Source organism: Bradyrhizobium sp. Ken64 (assembly GCF_055807555.1).
The window spans coordinates 358,428-374,916 of the sequence record NZ_JBVVPA010000004.1 but is presented as its reverse complement, the minus strand read 5'-3'; the positions used below and the strand labels follow the sequence as shown (position 1 = coordinate 374,916).

The 16,489-nt window shown below is 63.2% G+C and carries 18 protein-coding genes; 13 read left to right on the top strand and 5 right to left on the bottom strand.

Annotated elements, in window-relative coordinates; translation table 11 throughout:
• Window positions 1-70 precede the first annotated feature (70 nt).
• Window positions 71-1,393 carry an urea ABC transporter substrate-binding protein gene (urtA, locus tag AC0L2F_RS09900; protein WP_473248250.1) on the bottom strand — a complete coding sequence of 441 codons (1,323 nt, stop codon included), beginning with the start codon at window positions 1,391-1,393 and terminating at the stop codon, window positions 71-73.
• Between the two features lie 479 nt (window positions 1,394-1,872).
• Here urtA and AC0L2F_RS09895 point away from each other — a divergent pair, with 479 nt between their 5' ends.
• From AC0L2F_RS09895 to AC0L2F_RS09885, 3 genes are all read left to right on the top strand, one after another.
• Window positions 1,873-3,414, top strand: coding sequence for a DEAD/DEAH box helicase (locus AC0L2F_RS09895; RefSeq protein ID WP_050992548.1), 1,542 nt, complete (start codon window positions 1,873-1,875; stop codon window positions 3,412-3,414).
• 23 nt (window positions 3,415-3,437) lie between these two features.
• A complete protein-coding gene (infA, locus tag AC0L2F_RS09890; protein WP_007599789.1) occupies window positions 3,438-3,725 on the top strand; it encodes a translation initiation factor IF-1 in 288 nt (95 codons plus the stop codon).
• Between the two features lie 268 nt (window positions 3,726-3,993).
• The gene (locus AC0L2F_RS09885) at window positions 3,994-4,206 is read left to right on the top strand and encodes a cold-shock protein (protein ID WP_007599788.1); all 213 of its coding nucleotides are present in this window, start codon (window positions 3,994-3,996) and stop codon (window positions 4,204-4,206) included.
• A 111-nt stretch (window positions 4,207-4,317) separates the two neighbouring features.
• Here the strand turns inward: AC0L2F_RS09885 and AC0L2F_RS09880 are convergent, their stop codons facing one another.
• The 4 genes from AC0L2F_RS09880 to AC0L2F_RS09865 all read right to left on the bottom strand — a co-directional run bounded on the left by AC0L2F_RS09880 (window position 4,318) and on the right by AC0L2F_RS09865 (window position 7,290).
• Window positions 4,318-4,932 (bottom strand): TadE/TadG family type IV pilus assembly protein, encoded by a 615-nt coding sequence (locus tag AC0L2F_RS09880; protein ID WP_035974676.1) that lies wholly within the window; start codon window positions 4,930-4,932, stop codon window positions 4,318-4,320.
• A gap of 23 nt (window positions 4,933-4,955) precedes the next feature.
• Window positions 4,956-5,528 (bottom strand): TadE/TadG family type IV pilus assembly protein, encoded by a 573-nt coding sequence (locus AC0L2F_RS09875; protein ID WP_007605404.1) that lies wholly within the window; start codon window positions 5,526-5,528, stop codon window positions 4,956-4,958.
• A gap of 286 nt (window positions 5,529-5,814) precedes the next feature.
• Window positions 5,815-6,309, bottom strand: a complete 495-nt coding sequence (locus AC0L2F_RS09870) for a pilus assembly protein N-terminal domain-containing protein (RefSeq protein WP_007605403.1) — start codon at window positions 6,307-6,309, stop codon at window positions 5,815-5,817.
• A 153-nt stretch (window positions 6,310-6,462) separates the two neighbouring features.
• Window positions 6,463-7,290, bottom strand: coding sequence for a sterol desaturase family protein (locus tag AC0L2F_RS09865; RefSeq protein ID WP_007605401.1), 828 nt, complete (start codon window positions 7,288-7,290; stop codon window positions 6,463-6,465).
• Window positions 7,291-7,551: 261 nt separating this feature from the next.
• On the opposite strand from AC0L2F_RS09865, the gene AC0L2F_RS09860 reads away from it, so the two are divergent.
• From AC0L2F_RS09860 to AC0L2F_RS09815, 10 genes are all read left to right on the top strand, one after another.
• A complete protein-coding gene (locus AC0L2F_RS09860) occupies window positions 7,552-7,716 on the top strand; it encodes a Flp family type IVb pilin (RefSeq protein ID WP_007599783.1) in 165 nt (54 codons plus the stop codon).
• A gap of 67 nt (window positions 7,717-7,783) precedes the next feature.
• Window positions 7,784-7,930: a hypothetical protein gene (locus AC0L2F_RS09855; RefSeq protein WP_167552274.1), complete on the top strand. Its 147-nt coding sequence runs from the start codon at window positions 7,784-7,786 to the stop codon at window positions 7,928-7,930.
• Between the two features lie 122 nt (window positions 7,931-8,052).
• Window positions 8,053-8,577, top strand: coding sequence for an A24 family peptidase (locus tag AC0L2F_RS09850; protein ID WP_035974674.1), 525 nt, complete (start codon window positions 8,053-8,055; stop codon window positions 8,575-8,577).
• A 127-nt stretch (window positions 8,578-8,704) separates the two neighbouring features.
• Window positions 8,705-9,502 (top strand): Flp pilus assembly protein CpaB, encoded by a 798-nt coding sequence (gene cpaB / locus AC0L2F_RS09845; protein WP_473248249.1) that lies wholly within the window; start codon window positions 8,705-8,707, stop codon window positions 9,500-9,502.
• An 11-nt stretch (window positions 9,503-9,513) separates the two neighbouring features.
• On the top strand, window positions 9,514-10,989 hold the full coding sequence (locus AC0L2F_RS09840; protein ID WP_007605391.1) for a type II and III secretion system protein family protein: 1,476 nt from the start codon (window positions 9,514-9,516) through the stop codon (window positions 10,987-10,989).
• 17 nt (window positions 10,990-11,006) lie between these two features.
• A complete protein-coding gene (locus AC0L2F_RS09835; RefSeq protein ID WP_063994679.1) occupies window positions 11,007-11,744 on the top strand; it encodes a CpaD family pilus assembly protein in 738 nt (245 codons plus the stop codon).
• The gene (locus AC0L2F_RS09830; protein WP_007605389.1) at window positions 11,741-13,009 is read left to right on the top strand and encodes a CpaE/TadZ family protein; all 1,269 of its coding nucleotides are present in this window, start codon (window positions 11,741-11,743) and stop codon (window positions 13,007-13,009) included. Before AC0L2F_RS09835 ends, AC0L2F_RS09830 begins: the two co-directional genes overlap by 4 nt.
• 21 nt (window positions 13,010-13,030) lie before the next feature.
• Window positions 13,031-14,494, top strand: a complete 1,464-nt coding sequence (locus AC0L2F_RS09825; protein WP_007605388.1) for a CpaF family protein — start codon at window positions 13,031-13,033, stop codon at window positions 14,492-14,494.
• A 16-nt stretch (window positions 14,495-14,510) separates the two neighbouring features.
• Window positions 14,511-15,488: a type II secretion system F family protein gene (locus AC0L2F_RS09820; RefSeq protein WP_007605387.1), complete on the top strand. Its 978-nt coding sequence runs from the start codon at window positions 14,511-14,513 to the stop codon at window positions 15,486-15,488.
• Between the two features lie 9 nt (window positions 15,489-15,497).
• On the top strand, window positions 15,498-16,472 hold the full coding sequence (locus tag AC0L2F_RS09815) for a type II secretion system F family protein (protein WP_007605386.1): 975 nt from the start codon (window positions 15,498-15,500) through the stop codon (window positions 16,470-16,472).
• The last annotated feature ends 17 nt before the right edge of the window (window positions 16,473-16,489 follow it).

Sequence of the window (16,489 nt, the reverse complement as noted above, 5' to 3'; positions counted from 1 at the left end):
GCAGAAAAGGGTGGAGAAGGCGGCGGGATCGCCGCCTTCTCCGATCGTGCAATGGAGCGTCAGATCCGGATCAGGAGCCGGAGCCGAGGCACTTGTTGGTCTTGGTGTTGAAGTTACCGCACTTCTTGCCGACCCAGTCGCCGACCAGGTCCTTGGAGCCGTCGAGCTCCTTCGACCAGGCGTCGCCCGCGACAAGACCCGGGGTCTTCCACACCACGTCGAACTGGCCGTTGGCTTTGATTTCGCCAATGAACACCGGCTTGGTGATGTGATGGTTCGGAAGCATCTTGGAGGTGCCGCCGGTCAGGTTCTTGGCTTCGATGCCCGGGAGCGCATCGATCACCTTGTCCGGATCGGTCGACTTCACCTTCTCGACCGCCTTGACCCACATGTCGAAGCCGATCACGTGCGCTTCCATCGGATCGTTGGTCACGCGCTTCGGATTCTTGGTGTAGGTCTGCCACGCCTTGATGAACTTCTCGTTCTCCGGCGACTTGATCGACTGGAAGTAGTTCCAGGCGGCGAGATGGCCGAGCAGCGGCTTGGTGTCGATGCCGGCGAGTTCTTCCTCACCCACCGAGAACGCGACGACCGGGATGTCCTTCGCCTTGATGCCCTGGTTGCCGAGCTCCTTGTAGAAGGGAACGTTGGCGTCGCCGTTGATGGTCGAGACCACCGCGGTCTTCTTGCCGGCCGAGCCGAACTTCTTGATGTCGGCCACGATCGTCTGCCAGTCGGAATGACCGAACGGCGTGTAGTTGATCATGATGTCTTCCTGGGCGACACCCTTGGACTTCAGGTAGGCTTCCAGGATCTTGTTGGTGGTGCGCGGATAGACGTAGTCAGTGCCCGCGAGCACCCAGCGCTTCACCTTCTCGTCCTTCATCAAATAGTCGACGGCAGGGATCGCCTGCTGGTTCGGCGCGGCACCAGTGTAGAACACGTTGCGCTCGCTCTCCTCGCCCTCGTACTGCACGGGGTAGAACAGGATGCTGTTCAGCTCCTTGAACACCGGGAGCACCGACTTGCGCGACACCGAGGTCCAGCAGCCGAACACGACCGAGACCTTGTCCTTGGTGATCAGCTCGCGCGCCTTCTCGGCGAACAGCGGCCAGTTCGAAGCGGGATCGACGACCACGGCTTCGAGCTTCTTGCCGTTGACGCCGCCCTTCTTGTTCTGCTCGTCGATCAGGAAGAGGATGGTGTCCTTCAGCGTGGTTTCGCTGATGGCCATGGTGCCGGAGAGGGAATGAAGCACGCCGACCTTGATGGTGTCGTCCGCGGCCTTCGCACCAGAAATGGAAGCCAGACCAAGCATCAGTCCGGCGGTCGCGGCGAGAATGCCACGGCGGCTAAATGGCGCCGCTATATCGTGAGTGGATTTGCTATGCATGAGTGTCTCATCTCCCTGACGCAGACGTGAAAAACGCTGCGAAACGGCCCCAACGGCCGCCTGCGATTAACGGATTCGCAAGAACCGTGCCATGGATTTGGCACCAATCAAGCTACTGATATTGCTAATGAAATTGACAGAAAACGAAGTATCGCATGCGCTGCGCAGCCTAAACATTGAGCAATTCAAATGTATGCGAATGCGGCAGGCAGGTTAATTTATGAGCAAATTTGCCACTCTGGCTAAATTTCCAGCATAACTATTTCTGCACCGCGATCGCCGATTGTGTGGGGCGTGCCTTGAAAGCGCCGCCTCAATGTTCCATATGAAGTCGAGGTCTCCTGCGAATCAGGCGACCGTTGCGAGCCGCGTGTTCTTAAGCCCTTACGGGCGTCTGGCTTGCCCCATCCCATCAAGCCATCCGACACCCCAAACACGCAGGTGTCCCTCTCGACACCCTTTTGCGCGCGCCGCGCCGAATGCGCCGGGCGCCCGCTTATGACATGGAAAGAACCCATCTTTTGACTTCGTTTCAGGATTTCGGCCTCGCCGAGCCCATCGCCCGTGCTCTCACCGAAGAGAATTACGTCACCCCCACCCCCATCCAGGCCCAGACGATTCCGACCGCGCTGACCGGCCGCGACGTCGTCGGCATCGCCCAGACCGGAACCGGCAAGACCGCGTCCTTCGCGCTGCCGATCCTGCACCGCCTGCTCGAAAATCGCATCAAGCCGCAGCCGAAGACGGCCCGCGTCCTGGTGCTGTCGCCGACCCGCGAGCTGTCCGGCCAGATCCTCGACAGCTTCAACGCCTATGGCCGCCACATCCGCCTGTCTTCGACGCTCGCCATCGGCGGCGTGCCGATGGGCCGTCAGGTCCGCTCGCTGATGCAGGGCGTCGAGGTGCTGGTCGCCACCCCCGGCCGTTTGCTCGACCTCGTGCAGAGCAACGGGCTGAAGCTTGGAAGCGTCGAATTCCTCGTGCTCGACGAGGCCGACCGCATGCTCGACATGGGCTTCATCAACGACATCCGCAAAATCGTCGCCAAGCTGCCGATCAAGCGGCAGACGCTGTTCTTCTCGGCCACCATGCCGAAGGACATCGCCGAGCTGGCCGACGCCATGCTGCGCGACCCCGCCCGCGTCGCCGTGACCCCGGTCTCCTCGACCGTGGAGCGCATCCAGCAGCGCATTATCCAGGTCGACTTCTCCGCCAAGCCGGCGTTCCTCGCTCAGCTGTTGAAGCAGGAGCAGGTCAACCGCGCGCTGGTTTTCACCCGCACCAAGCACGGCGCGGACAAGGTGGTGAAGACGCTCGAGAAGGCCGGCATTCCCGCCAGCGCTATCCACGGTAACAAGTCGCAGAACCATCGCGAACGGACGCTTGCCCAGTTCCGCACCGGTGAAATCCGCACGTTGGTCGCCACCGATATCGCCGCCCGCGGCATCGATGTCGACGGCATCACCCACGTCATCAATTTCGACCTGCCCAACGTGCCGGAGACCTATGTGCATCGGATCGGCCGCACCGCGCGCGCGGGTGCCGAGGGCACCGCGATCTCGCTGGTCGCAGGCGGCGAGGAGCTCAGCTATCTCCGCGACATCGAGCGGCTGATCAAAGTGGCGCTGCCGCGTGAGGATCGCCGCACCGACGCCGGCCGCCGCGATGCGGGCCCTCCCCCGCAGCAGCAACGACAGGGTCGGCCGGGCCGCCCGGGCCAGCGTCCGCAAGGCGCAAGACATGGTGAGGGACGCCACGCTGACGGCCGCCGCGCCGACGAAAGGCATGCGGACGGGCGCCACCACAGTGCCGCCAAGCAGGGCGACGGAAGGCCCGGCAGTGGCCCGAAGGCAGCTCCTCGTGGCCGCTCCGGAGGCAAGGCGCATTCGTCGCCAAACGGCCGTCCGGAACAGCGTTCCGCGCATAGCGCCGGGGCGTCTGATGGGATACAAGGCGTTGCCTTTTTGCGCCGCGAGAGTCGGCCGAATGGCCAACCGACCCGCAAACCCCATTCGCACTAGCCGTCCACGACCTGGAGAAATTCATGGCTAAGGAAGAGCTGATCCAGTTCGAAGGACTGGTCACCGAAATCCTCCCCGACGCGCGCTACCGCGTGCAGCTCGACGCCGGACACGAGATCGTCGCCTACACCGCCGGCAAGATGAAGAAGAACCGCATCAAGACTCTGGCGGGCGACCGCGTGACGGTAGAGATGTCGCCCTATGACCTCGAAAAGGGCCGGCTGATTTTCCGCCACAAGGACGAACGTCCGAGCGGGATGGGCGGACCTCCGCGTCCCGGACAGCGTGGCGGTCAGTTCCGCCGCCGCTAGTCGGTGCCAGCGCGCGAGCGCAGACCCGAAATTCCGACGTGTATGCTGATCCGCCGTGACCATCACGGCGGATCAAAAAATCGTGCATGTCAGCATTGTTTTGGGGTTCTGTTTCCAATAAAATGAATTAATCGATTTTCGGCCGGACGACATTAGCATCCACCGGTACAGCCGGTTCAGACACGCTGACGACCCTTCCAAAAATTCGATCTAACCTGTCCGCGCAAGCGGGCTCTGACATTGTGTTATCTGAGAAGGGACTACCCCCATGAGCATGGGAACCGTGAAGTGGTTTAACGCGACCAAAGGCTTCGGCTTCATCCAGCCTGACGATGGCGGCCAGGACGTGTTCGTCCACATCAGCGCTGTGGAGCGTGCAGGACTCGGCACGCTGCGCGAAGGTCAGAAGATCTCCTACGAGATCGTTGCCGACCGCCGTTCCGGCAAGTCGGCAGCGGACAACCTCCGCTCCGCCGGCTGAGCTTGCCGCTTACGGCCCCGATCGGCTCAAGCGAACAAATCAACGAAAAGGCCGGGCGCGATGCCCGGCCTTTTTCATCCCGCTATCTGCTCGCAGACCTCAACACTACGGCTAACACGCTGCATTGTTGTAACGAACGCAGGTGACCTGGCGCGGCCGCGTGTAGGAGACATCGCTCATCGTGATGCCCGACTTCAGGACGAACTTGACGGAAGGCGTGTAGAGGTAACTTGCCTGACTGAAGATGAGGTAGGTCGACGGGATCAAGAGCGTCGGCGGAATCATCGAGGTGACCGTGGTACCAGCAGCCAGAGCCGGGGGCGGAGCCGTCAGCGTGGCCTGCGTCGCACCGTTGGCAATGGTGGCGGACTTGCTCCATTGGATCTTGGCGACACTGCTTGAATCGATTTTGATCTGAACCACCGTGCCGTTCACGAGCGTAGCGTCGTAAGGCATGATCATCGATATGCTTGCGGTGAACGTGTCCTGCATGTCGCCATCGTCGACCCCCGTCGACTGCGACGTCAAATCGGACAGAGTCCGTGCAATCATTGTGACTTTGCGATTGATCGCGACGGCCGATGAAAATTCGACGGTCCCGAAGAACATCACAAGCATCAGCGGCACGATGACCGCGAACTCGGTCGCCGCGATCGCACGCCTGTCGGCGAGGAAGCCGCGCACGGAGCTACGGGCATTCCTCCAGATATTCGCAATCGCCTGCATCTGTCCGCCCGGGTCCATCTGTCTCAGAAGGGTTCATTCTTGAAGGCCGCGGTCGCAATCAGCAGCCGCTTGTTGCCGCAGCCCATGTTGAAGCCAAGTCCGGTGACGAAGAGCGGCCACTGATAGAACAGCCGCACCACGACGACCTGGTTGGCGGCCCCGGCACTGTACTGCACGCCGGTTGGATTGAAGCTGCAGGAATTGCCATAATTGGTGAGGCTTAGCGCTCCGAACGAGTTTGTACTCACCACGTCGACGTAGAGCTTGCTGCAATCAAACAGAGCCGGGATCTGGCTGCAGACGTAAGCCTTGAACGTCGTTTGCGAGCAGGGTGTACTGACGCCGGAGACCGCGCAGGCCGTTAGCGTGCCGCCTTGCGCCTGCCCGGTCAGCAGCACGCGCGCAGAATTCTGCGAGGCACTCTCGAGCACCTGGCTCGCCAAGAACATCAGCGCCGACTCGATGATGGCGAACAGCAACGCGAAGAACATCGGCGCGACCAGCGCGAACTCGACGGCTGCGGAGCCGCGGCGGCTGCCACGAAACCGGCGCAACGTGGCGAGGAGCGTGAATCTCGTAGGTGCAGGCGAAGGCATCAAATTCCCCAGCAGCAGCAATCATCTGCCATGTTCAATAGCGGAAACTGATTGTTTAAGTGTTTCAGGCGATCCGCACCCGGCGGCCCGGGCCGTTAAGGCCGCGTTAACCGCGAACGACCCAGACCATGGAGACGAGAGCATGGAGACGAGGACGCGGAGAGAGAAACTCGCGCGCGTGCGGCGGGCGAGGACGATCCTTGCCCCGGCAAACCCGCCAATCAAACTCGCTGGTTGGTCTTACTTGGTTGGTCTTGGTCAGTTCGTCTTGGTCAGTTCGTCTTAATCAATTCGTCTTGGCGCCCGCACCGGCACTGCCGCTGGCCGAGCTGCTCAACGAACCGGCCTGGCTCATCGCGCTGTTGAAGTAGGTGTCGCTGTCGCCGAGCGTCACGCGGCGCTGGCAAAGCGGCGCGCAGCTATAGGACTCGCGTTCGATCCCGCGATAGACGGTAACGAGCCGATCGCTCGGACCTTCGACCTGGATCTGGCGGTCGACCAGGATCTCGCCGCCCCGGTCGAGCGCGATGAAATTGGTGGCGCCATAACCCTTTCCGGTGACGACGATCATGCCGCCGGGCTGGAGCGTGACGTCGGCGATCAGGGGATTGCCGACCACGATGGTTGCCACCTTGCCAGGCAGTCGCACCAGCTTGGCCTGGTCGACATTGACGGCGATGGCATCGGCGGACTCGGCAACGACGGCAGCCGGCGATGCCAGCACCGCGGCCGCAACCAGAAGACAGACGCGCGCATGACGGCGCAGCAGTTGTTTACGCATACTCTTACCCCCGGGACGTCACAAACCGGCAGAAGCGATCAGATAACAGCCGAGCCGGTGCCCGACCCGGCTAACCTGCCCTCAATTCGTGAACGTTCCGCAAATTCGCCGACTATTGTTTGAACGGACTGGCGTTTCGCGGCCCTCGAGAACCTAGCGGCGGAACGGATAGGCAAGCTGCCCTCCGATTTCCTTCGGCATGGTGGCTTCATCCTTGCCGTAATCCTGCGGCAGTTGCCCCTCAGGCATGCGGAAAGTGCCGAACAGCACGTCCCAGATCGGGAACGTGCCGGCAAAATTGGTGTCGCCGCCCTCTGCGAGCGCGGTGTGGTGCCAGCGGTGGAACACCGGCGTCGCCAGCACATATTTGAACGGCCCGAAGGTCCAGTTCAGGTTGGCGTGCACGAAGGCCGAATGGAAGGTCGTGAACGGGGCGAGCCAGACCATGGCGTTCGGCGAAATGCCGGCCATCAGCAGCACGACGTCGACCGCGATGGTACCGAGCACGAGATTGACGGGATGGAAGCGGGCCGCAGAAATCCAGCTGATCTCCTCCGAGGAGTGATGGATCGCGTGGTACTTCCAGAACCCGCCGCCGTGGAACAGCCGGTGCAGCCAGTACAGCATGAAATCGGATAGCACCAGGAACAGCATGGCCTGGACCCAGAGCGGCAATAGCGCCAGCGGGCCGTGGCCATTGTCGTAGAAGGCGATGAGCCCGTCGGCATCATGGATGTTGAAGACGAAGCTCGCACCGACGATCAGAAGGCCGATCCGCATGACGCGTGCGAACACCGGAACGACAAACCAGTAGCAGATGTCCGTGACGATCTCCCGCTTGCGCCACCAAGGCACGCCGGGATTGCAGGCCCAGACATGCTCCAGCACGGTGAAGACCACCGCGAGTGCGAAGGTCGTGGGGATCACCTTCGCGATGGTCTCGCCGAGCATCAGGGCGATTTCCATGGGCAGGCTCGACATTGTCGCCTCTCTTGCGAATTGCTGGTCCCGCCTACGCGTACTCCCCCAAATTTAAGGGACGGTGAAGCCGGTGCTGCGCTTGCTGCACATCCGGAACCGGAACGAATTGCAGCTGGTTGCCTTAAGGGGAAATTCACTCTGGCCAGCGACAAGCGGGTTTGCCCGATCGAATTAACTCTCCCGAAAGAGCTCGGATCTCATGGTCGTTGCGTCAAGCACAGCGCCGAACGAGGCGATCCCACCCCAGATGGAGTTTTGTTCATGAAGAACCTGATTGCGCGTTTCGCGAAAGATGAATCCGGCGCCACCGCCATCGAATACGGTCTGATCGCCGCCGGCATCGCGCTGGCCATCATCACCGTCGTCAACAATCTCGGCACCACGCTGAACGCCAAGTTCACCTCGATCAGCAGCTCGCTGAAGTAGGCGATCGACGAACGACTGCAAAAGCCCCGGGCCTCCGGGGCCTTTGTTTTTCAGACGGCGAGTTACAGTGGCGTTCAGCAAGTACAGAACCGATGCCGCGGTCGCGGCAGACGCGGCGGAGGCGGCGCAGACCGGCTCGCCGGCTTACTGGGTCTGTCTGGCACTGCTGCTTGCGACCGTCGCGCTCGCCGCACGCATCGCCTCCCTCTGGTGAGCACGCATTCGGCTGGTTCCGCCCCTCGAGACCGCCACCGCCGTTTTCGGTTTGTTTAGCACTGCCGGCTAGAATCCGGCGACGCCAGCTCCGCGGCAAACCCAGGCCTCAAGACGCAGCCCATGATCCTCGACCTTGCGCGCCTTCTGCTCTTCCCGGCCCTGATGGCGTTTGCCGCCGCAAGCGATCTCTTCACGATGACGATCTCGAACCGCGTATCGCTGGCGCTGGTCGCCGGATTTTTCGCGCTCGCTCTCGCCGGTGGCATGGCACCTTACGAGATGCTGAGCCATGTCGGCGCCGGCGCGCTCGTCCTGGTCGTGGCCTTTACCTGTTTTGCGATGGGCTGGGTCGGCGGCGGCGATGCCAAGGTGGCGGCCTCCGTCGCGCTTTGGTTCGGGTTCGCACAGCTGATGAACTTTCTGCTCTACGCCTCGCTGTTCGGCGGGGCGCTGACGCTGCTCCTGCTCCAGTTCCGGCAGTGGCCGCTGCCTTACGGGCTGGCGGGCCAGACCTGGCTCGCGCGGCTGCACGCCAAGGAGAGCGGCATTCCCTACGGCATCGCGCTCGCACTGAGCGCGCTGATGGTCTACCCGGAGACCGAATGGGTGAAGGCGATCGACCTCGCTCACCTCGCATTGCGCTGAACGCATCGGGTAAACCCGGCGTTAAGGCGATTTAGATACGCCTCATTAACCATGCTTTGACGAATAGCTGGTCAACTGCCGATTACGGCGGCGTCAGCGTCGCGGCGTTTGTTGGAAAGTGAAGCGTATGAATAGGGCACGCATTGTCGTCCTGACGGTCGCCATCTGCGCCGGCGGTGTCGCCGCGTATCTGGCGAGCGGCTCGGACAATTCTGCACCGCCTTCGGCTCCGGTCGCGCAGCTTCCCACCGTCGACGTCCTGGTCGCGAAGAACGACATCGGCCTCGGCCAGACCGTCAAGCCGGAAGACGTGCAATGGCAGACCTGGCCGTCCGCGACCGCCAGCACCACCTTCATCCGCCGCAACGAGCGCCCCGAGGGGGTAACCCAGGTCACCGGCTCGATCGCACGCTCCCCCTTCATCCAGGGTGAGCCGATCCGGGACCAGAAGCTGGTCAAGGCCGAAGGCTCCGGCTTCATGGCAGCAATCCTGCCAACCGGCATGCGGGCGATCTCGACCGAGATCTCGCCGGAAACCGGCGCAGGCGGCTTCATCCTCCCCAACGACCGCGTCGACGTGCTTCTGACGCGCCGTCTCAAAAACCCGGACCAGAGCAGCGGCGCTCCCGATGTCATCACGTCCGAGATCATCCTGGCCAATATCCGCGTCCTGGCCATCGACCAGGCTCCCAAGGAGAAGGACGGGCAGAACGCGGTGGTCGGCAAGACCGTCACCCTCGAACTCAATCCGGCGCAGACTGCGACGCTCTCCTCCGCACGTCAGAGCGGCACGCTGTCGCTGGCGCTGCGCAGTATCGTCGACGTCAAGCTGAGCGAGATCACGCTCGATGACTCCGCACAGAAGCGCGAGGGCGTTTCGATCATTCGGTACGGTATCCCAAGCTCGACGGCGAAGGCACGATGAGGACTGTCGACATGAAATGCAGGGCGAATTTGGCGACGATGCGAACCCATGTGGTCCGCGCCCTGTCGTTTTCGGCCGCCGTCGCGCTCGCGCTCAACCCGGTGCTGACCCCTGTGGTCGCCGCCGACTATCGCCCTGTCGCGCAGGCTGCGGCCGACGGTCAGATGAACGCGCGATTCCTCTCGCTCGGCATCGGCAAGTCGATCGTGATCGACCTTCCGCGCGACATCAAGGACGTGCTTGTCGCCGATCCGAAGATCGCCAATGCGGTCGTCCGCTCGGCGCAGCGTGCCTACATCATCGGCGCCTCGATCGGGCAGACCAACATCGTGTTCTTCGATTCCGCCGGCCAGCAGATCGCGGCCTATGACATCGCGGTCAAGCGCGACCTCAACGGCGTGCGGGCCGCGCTGAAACAGGTCCTGCCGAACTCAGACATCCAGATCGACGGGCTAGGCGACGGCATCATCTTGACCGGCTCGGCGGCGAATCCAGCCGAAGCCCAGCAGGCCAACGACCTCGCAGTGCGCCTCGCCGGCGGCCCCGAGAAGGTCGTGAACTCGATCGTGGTCCGCGGCCGCGATCAGGTCATGCTCAAGGTGACGGTCGCGGAAGTCCAGCGCAGCATCGTCAAGCAGCTCGGAATCGACCTCACCGCCAACCTCAGCTACGGCACCTCGGTCGTCAGCTTCAGCAACTCCAATCCGTTCACGGCTCTCGGCCACAACCTCGTCGACGGCAATAACCTGACCACGAAGTTCGGCGCGGCCCCGTCGGTGCAGGCCACGCTGCGTGCGATGGAGACCGCGGGCGTGATCCGGACGCTGGCCGAACCAAACCTGACCGCGATCTCCGGTGAATCGGCAACGTTCATTGCCGGCGGTGAATTTCCGGTGCCTGCGGGCTATGCGTGCGACCCCACCACGCACGTCTGTACCACCCAGATCAGCTTCAAGAAGTTCGGCATCTCGCTCAACTTCACCCCCGTCGTTCTCACCGAGGGCAAGATCAGCCTGCGGGTGATGACCGAGGTGTCCGAGCTCTCGAACGAAAACGCGATCACGCTGTCCCAGGCCGTGACCTCAACCTCGGTCAACTCGCTCACGGTGCCCTCGATCAAGACCCGCCGCGCAGAAACCTCGCTGGAAATTCCCTCAGGCGGCGCGATGGCGATGGCCGGCCTGATCCAGCAGCAGACCAAGCAAGCGGTCAGCGGACTGCCGGGTCTGATGCAGCTCCCGATCCTCGGCACGCTGTTCCGTAGCCGCGACTTCGTCAACAACGCGACCGAGCTGGTCGTGATCGTGACGCCCTACATCGTTCGCGCAGTTGCGCAAAAGGATCTATCGCGGCCGGATGATGGCTTCTCCGCGCCGGCTGATCCGCAGGCCGAACTGCTCGGCAACATCAACCGCATCTACGGCGTGCCCGGCCGGACCGAACCGGCCAAGAACTATCGCGGCACCTACGGCTTCATCACCGACTGAGGCGGAACGGGGACTTCATGAAGATTACTAGACCACCCCAGATTCGCAGACGCGCCATCCACCTCGGCGGCGCGCTCGTCGGCATGGCGCTCGCCCTTGGCGGTTGCCAGCACGACGAAGCGGTCACGGCCTCCATTCCCGACGACTACAAGCAGCGCCATCCGATCGCGATCGAGGAGCAGAATCGCTCCATCGTCGTCTTCGTCGGCCATGCTCGCGGCGGCTTGACCGCCGCCCAGCGCGCCGACGTGATGGGCGTCGCGTCGGCCTGGATGCACGAAGGCACCGGCGCGATCCGGATCGACGTACCGTCCGGCACGCCCAACGCGCGTCCGGTCGCGGATACCATGCGCGAAATCCAGGCAATGCTGTCGGCGGCGGGCGTTCCGCCGCGCGGCATCAGCGCCCGCTCTTACCAGCCGGAAGACAAGCGCTTCCTGCCGCCGATCCGGCTCACCTATTCCAAGATCGCTGCAGTCGCGGGTCCCTGCGGCCTGTGGCCGGAAGATATCGGCCCTTCGATGAAGAACAAGAGCTGGTTCGAGAACAAGGACTATTACAATTACGGCTGCGCCTATCAGCGCAACCTCGCAGCGATGGTCGACAATCCGTCGGATCTCGAGCAGCCGCGGCCCGAAACGCCGTCCTACACGCCGCGGCGGACCGCCGCGTTCGAGAAGTATCGCAAGGGAATGCCGACGGCGGTCGCCTATCCTGAGGCCGACAAGGCCAAACTCAGCGACACCGGCAGATGATCAGCTACGCTCGCCAGCCCCAAGAAGAACAGTCCGAGGCATCGCTCCCGCCGGTCGAGGAGCATATTGCACCGGCGCCCCGCGTTTCCGTCCAGGCTTTCTGCGAGACCGTGGAAACGGCGGCCGCCGTGCAGTCGGCCGGCGAAGATCGCCGTCTCGGCAAGGCCCATCTGAAGATCCAGATGGGCGGTATGGCGGCTGCGGTGGAAGCCTACCGCTCGGCACCCACGCCGAACGTGATCGTGCTCGAAAGCGACGGCCGCAACGACCTCCTGGGCGGGCTCGACCATCTCGCGACCGTCTGCGACGCCGGCACCCGCGTGGTCGTGATCGGCCGCATCAACGACGTCATGCTCTACCGCGAGCTGGTGCGCCGCGGCGTCAGCGACTACGTGCTCGCGCCGGTCGGTGCGATCGACGTCGTGCGCTCGATCTGCAACCTGTTCTCGGCGCCGGAAGCCAAGGCCGTCGGCCGCATCATCGCCGTGGTCGGCGCCAAGGGCGGCGTCGGCGCGTCAACCATCTCCCACAATGTCGCCTGGGCGATCGCCCGCGATCTCGCGATGGACGCGGTCGTCGCCGACCTCGACCTCGCCTTCGGCACTGCCGGGCTCGACTACAACCAGGATCCACCGCAGGGCATTGCCGACGCCGTGTTCTCGCCCGATCGCGTCGACACCGCCTTCATCGACCGCCTTCTGTCGAAATGCACCGACCACCTCAGCCTGCTGGCGGCGCCGGCGACGCTCGACCGGGTCTACGATTTCGGCGCCGACGCCTTCGATGCCGTGTTCGACACGCTGCGCTCCACCATGCCCTGCATCGTGCTCGACGTTCCGCACCAATGGTCGGGCTGGACCAAACGCGCCCTGATCGGAGCGGACGACATCCTGATCGTGGCTGCGCCCGACCTCGCCAATTTGCGCAACACCAAGAACATGTTCGATCTCCTGAAGGCCGCACGCCCCAACGACCGTCCGCCGCTCTACTGTTTGAACCAGGTCGGCGTGCCGAAACGGCCCGAAATCGCCGCGGCGGAGTTCGCCAAGGCGATCGAGAGCCAGCCGGTCGTCTCAATCCCGTTCGAGCCGCAGATCTTCGGCTCGGCGGCCAACAACGGCCAGATGATCGCGGAGATCTCGGCCAACCATAAGTCGATCGAGATGTTCCTTCAGATCGCCCAGCGCCTGACCGGCCGCAGCGAAACGAAGAAGCAAAAGTCGTCCCTGCTTTCACCCCTGATTGACAAGTTGCGGGGAAAATAGGTCGCCGCATGGAGTTCTTAAGTGTTCGGTAAGCGTAGCGGAACAGACGCCGACGTCCGGGCCCCCAAGCCCGGTGCCGTGTCGCCAGAGCCTGCACAGGTTCAGGCGCCCGCCGTGTCGCGCGTGCCGCCGCCGCCGGCAGTCTCCTCGCCGCCGCTCGCCCCGGCGAAGCCTGCGCCGACCATGGAAGCCCGCCGCTCGGACAATTATTACGAGGTCAAGGCGACCATCTTCGGCGCGCTGATCGAGGCCATCGACCTCGCCCAGCTCGCCAAGCTCGATTCGGAGTCCGCGCGCGAGGAAATCCGGGACATCGTCAACGAGATCATCGCGATCAAGAATATCGTGATGTCGATCGCCGAGCAGGAAGAGCTGCTTGACGACATCTGCAACGACGTCCTCGGCTACGGTCCGCTCGAGCCGCTGTTGTCGCGCGACGACATCGCCGACATCATGGTCAACGGCGCCGACACCGTCTACATCGAGGTCGCCGGCAAGATCCAACGCACCGGTATCCGCTTCCGCGACAATCAGCAGCTCCTCAACATCTGCCAGCGTATCGTCAGCCAGGTCGGCCGGCGCGTCGACGAATCCTCGCCGATCTGCGACGCGCGCCTGGCCGATGGCTCCCGCGTCAACGCCATCGTGCCCCCGCTGTCGATCGACGGCCCCACGCTCACGATCCGCAAGTTCAAGAAGGACAAGCTGACGCTCGATCAGCTCGTCAAGTTCGGGGCAATCTCGCCGGAGGGCGCGGAAATCCTCCAGATCATCGGCCGCGTCCGCTGCAACGTGCTGATCTCCGGCGGTACCGGCTCTGGCAAGACCACGTTGCTTAACTGCCTGACCAACTACATCGAACACGACGAGCGCGTCATCACCTGCGAAGACGCCGCCGAACTCCAGCTGCAACAGCCGCACGTGGTGCGACTGGAAACCCGCCCGCCCAACATCGAGGGCGAGGGCCAGGTCACCATGCGCGAGCTGGTGCGCAACTGCCTGCGTATGCGTCCCGAGCGCATCATCGTCGGCGAAGTCCGCGGACCCGAGGCGTTCGACCTGCTCCAGGCCATGAACACCGGCCATGACGGCTCGATGGGCACGCTGCACGCCAACAATCCGCGCGAAGCGCTATCGCGCTGCGAATCCATGATCACGATGGGCGGCTTCTCCCTGCCTTCACGCACCATCCGCGAGATGATCTGCGCCTCGATCGACGTCATCGTCCAGGCCGCGCGCCTGCGCGACGGTTCGCGCCGCATCACCCACATCACCGAGGTGATGGGCATGGAAGGCGACACCATCATCACCCAGGACGTCTTCCTCTACGACATGGTCGGCGAGGACGCCAACGGCAAGATCATCGGCCGGCACCGGTCGACCGGAATCGGCCGCCCGAAATTCTGGGAACGCGCCCGCTATTACGGCGAAGAGAAGCGCCTTGCCGCGGCGCTCGACGCCGCGGAAGTGGCGCCCCCGACGTGAGCAGGTCAGCGCAGCCATGAACATGCAAGCCCTTGCCCTCGCCTTCCTTGCCACCGCGACCGTCGGCGGCCTCGCCTGGGTCTTCCTTTATCCGATGCTGTCCGGGGAACGGAAGGCCGAGAGCCGCCGCGCCTCGATCGCGCGGGCCGAGGCGCCCACGGCCCGCGCGGCCGAGAAGACGCAGCGCTCGCGGCGCGAGCAGGTCGAAACCTCGCTCAAGGATCTCGAGGCGCGGCGCCAGCAGGAGAAGAGCGTACCGCTCAGTGTCCGCCTGTCGCAGGCCGGCCTCGACTGGGCGCCGCAGAAATTCTGGATCGTGTCCGCCGTCGTGGCGGGCGTGCTGTTCGCAGTCGCCTTGTTCATCGGCGGCGGCCTGCTCGGTGCCGCCGGCTTCGCTTTTGCCGGCGGGCTCGGTCTGCCCCGCTGGGCGCTCAGCTTCCTGAAGAAGCGCCGTGAAAACAAGTTCCTGGCCGCCTTGCCCGATGCCGTTGACGTCATCGTCCGCGGCATCAAGGCGGGCCTGCCGCTGTTCGAATCGATCAAGGTGGTCGCCGCCGACGCGCCAGAGCCGCTACGCTCCGAGTTTCTGTCCATCATCGAGACACAGGCGATCGGGATGCCGCTCGGCGAGGCCTGCACGCGACTCTACGATCGCATGCCGCTGCCCGAGGCCAATTTCTTCGGCATCGTCATCTCGATCCAGCAGAAATCGGGCGGCAACCTCTCCGAAGCGCTCGGTAACCTGTCCAAGGTGCTGCGCGACCGCAAGAAGATGAAAGAGAAGATCCAGGCGATGTCGATGGAAGCCAAGGCCTCGGCCGGCATCATCGGTTCGCTGCCGCCGATCGTCATGTTTCTCGTCTACCTCACGACGCCGGGATATATCTCGATGCTTTGGACTCATCCCACAGGCCAGCTCATGCTGGTCGGCTGCGTCGTCTGGATGTCGATCGGCATCATGGTGATGAAGAAGATGATCAATTTCGACTTCTGATGGTGCCTTATGGTAGAGTTCCTCGTAGCGAAACTTCACGATGTCCATTTCATGACGATGCTGCTGGCGGCCATTGCCGCCAGCGCCACCGTCTATACACTGGTGATGCCGCTGTTCGCAGGCGAAGGCCTTTCCAAGCGCATGAAGGCGGTGGCGAACGAACGTGAGCGCATCCGGCAGCGCGAGCGCGAGCGCCTCCACAAGAGTGAGAAAGTCTCGCTGCGCCAGACGCCGAAGCAGCTCGTCTCGAAGGTCGTCGATGACTTCAACCTGACCAAATGGCTCGCGCAGGAAGCTGCGCGGGACAAGCTCATCATGGCGGGCTATCGAGGCCAGGCGCCCTACATCACCTTCCTGTTTGCCCGCCTGGTTGCCCCGATCGTGCTGTTCGTCGGTTCGGTCGTCTACGTGTTCCTGATCGCGCACATGCAGCAGTCGATGCCGATCAAGATCGGCATCTGCGTCGGTGCGGCCTATCTGGGACTTCAGGCGCCGATGCTGTTCCTCAGGAACGCGATTTCCAAGCGCCAACTTTCGATCAAGCGCGCCTTTCCCGATGCGCTCGACTTGCTCCTGATCTGCATCGAATCCGGCATGTCGGTCGAGATGGCATTCCGGAAGGTCGCGGTCGAAATCGTGACCCAGTCGATCGCGCTGTCGGAGGAGTTCACCCTGACCACGGCCGAGCTGTCCTATTTGCAGGATCGCAAGGTCGCCTACGAGAACCTTGCGCGGCGCACCGGGCTCGAGGGCGTGAAGTCGGTATGTCTCGCGCTCCAGCAGGCGGAGCGTTACGGCACCCCGCTCGGCCAATCCTTGCGAGTGATGGCGCAGGAAAACCGGGACATGCGCATGAACGAAGCCGAGAAAAAGGCCGCAGCACTGCCGCCGAAGCTGACGGTACCGATGATCCTGTTCTTCCTGCCGGTGCTGTTCGTCGTCATTCTCGGACCGACGGGCATCAAGGTCACCGAGATGCAATGACGCTAGACGTGGACCGG

What these genes read in the sequence shown, in the direction of transcription:
- AC0L2F_RS09835 (WP_063994679.1), top strand. Translation starts at nt 11,007, where the DNA reads ATGAAGATTACTAGACCACCCCAGATTCGCAGACGCGCCATCCACCTC.
- AC0L2F_RS09870 (WP_007605403.1), bottom strand. Translation starts at nt 6,309, where the DNA reads ATGCGTAAACAACTGCTGCGCCGTCATGCGCGCGTCTGTCTTCTGGTT.
- cpaB (WP_473248249.1), top strand. Translation starts at nt 8,705, where the DNA reads ATGAATAGGGCACGCATTGTCGTCCTGACGGTCGCCATCTGCGCCGGC.
- AC0L2F_RS09820 (WP_007605387.1), top strand. Translation starts at nt 14,511, where the DNA reads ATGAACATGCAAGCCCTTGCCCTCGCCTTCCTTGCCACCGCGACCGTC.
- AC0L2F_RS09880 (WP_035974676.1), bottom strand. Translation starts at nt 4,932, where the DNA reads ATGCAGGCGATTGCGAATATCTGGAGGAATGCCCGTAGCTCCGTGCGC.
- infA (WP_007599789.1), top strand. Translation starts at nt 3,438, where the DNA reads ATGGCTAAGGAAGAGCTGATCCAGTTCGAAGGACTGGTCACCGAAATC.
- AC0L2F_RS09815 (WP_007605386.1), top strand. Translation starts at nt 15,498, where the DNA reads ATGGTAGAGTTCCTCGTAGCGAAACTTCACGATGTCCATTTCATGACG.
- AC0L2F_RS09875 (WP_007605404.1), bottom strand. Translation starts at nt 5,528, where the DNA reads ATGCCTTCGCCTGCACCTACGAGATTCACGCTCCTCGCCACGTTGCGC.
- AC0L2F_RS09885 (WP_007599788.1), top strand. Translation starts at nt 3,994, where the DNA reads ATGAGCATGGGAACCGTGAAGTGGTTTAACGCGACCAAAGGCTTCGGC.
- AC0L2F_RS09850 (WP_035974674.1), top strand. Translation starts at nt 8,053, where the DNA reads ATGATCCTCGACCTTGCGCGCCTTCTGCTCTTCCCGGCCCTGATGGCG.
- AC0L2F_RS09840 (WP_007605391.1), top strand. Translation starts at nt 9,514, where the DNA reads ATGAAATGCAGGGCGAATTTGGCGACGATGCGAACCCATGTGGTCCGC.
- AC0L2F_RS09830 (WP_007605389.1), top strand. Translation starts at nt 11,741, where the DNA reads ATGATCAGCTACGCTCGCCAGCCCCAAGAAGAACAGTCCGAGGCATCG.
- AC0L2F_RS09860 (WP_007599783.1), top strand. Translation starts at nt 7,552, where the DNA reads ATGAAGAACCTGATTGCGCGTTTCGCGAAAGATGAATCCGGCGCCACC.
- AC0L2F_RS09895 (WP_050992548.1), top strand. Translation starts at nt 1,873, where the DNA reads ATGCGCCGGGCGCCCGCTTATGACATGGAAAGAACCCATCTTTTGACT.
- AC0L2F_RS09865 (WP_007605401.1), bottom strand. Translation starts at nt 7,290, where the DNA reads ATGTCGAGCCTGCCCATGGAAATCGCCCTGATGCTCGGCGAGACCATC.
- urtA (WP_473248250.1), bottom strand. Translation starts at nt 1,393, where the DNA reads ATGCATAGCAAATCCACTCACGATATAGCGGCGCCATTTAGCCGCCGT.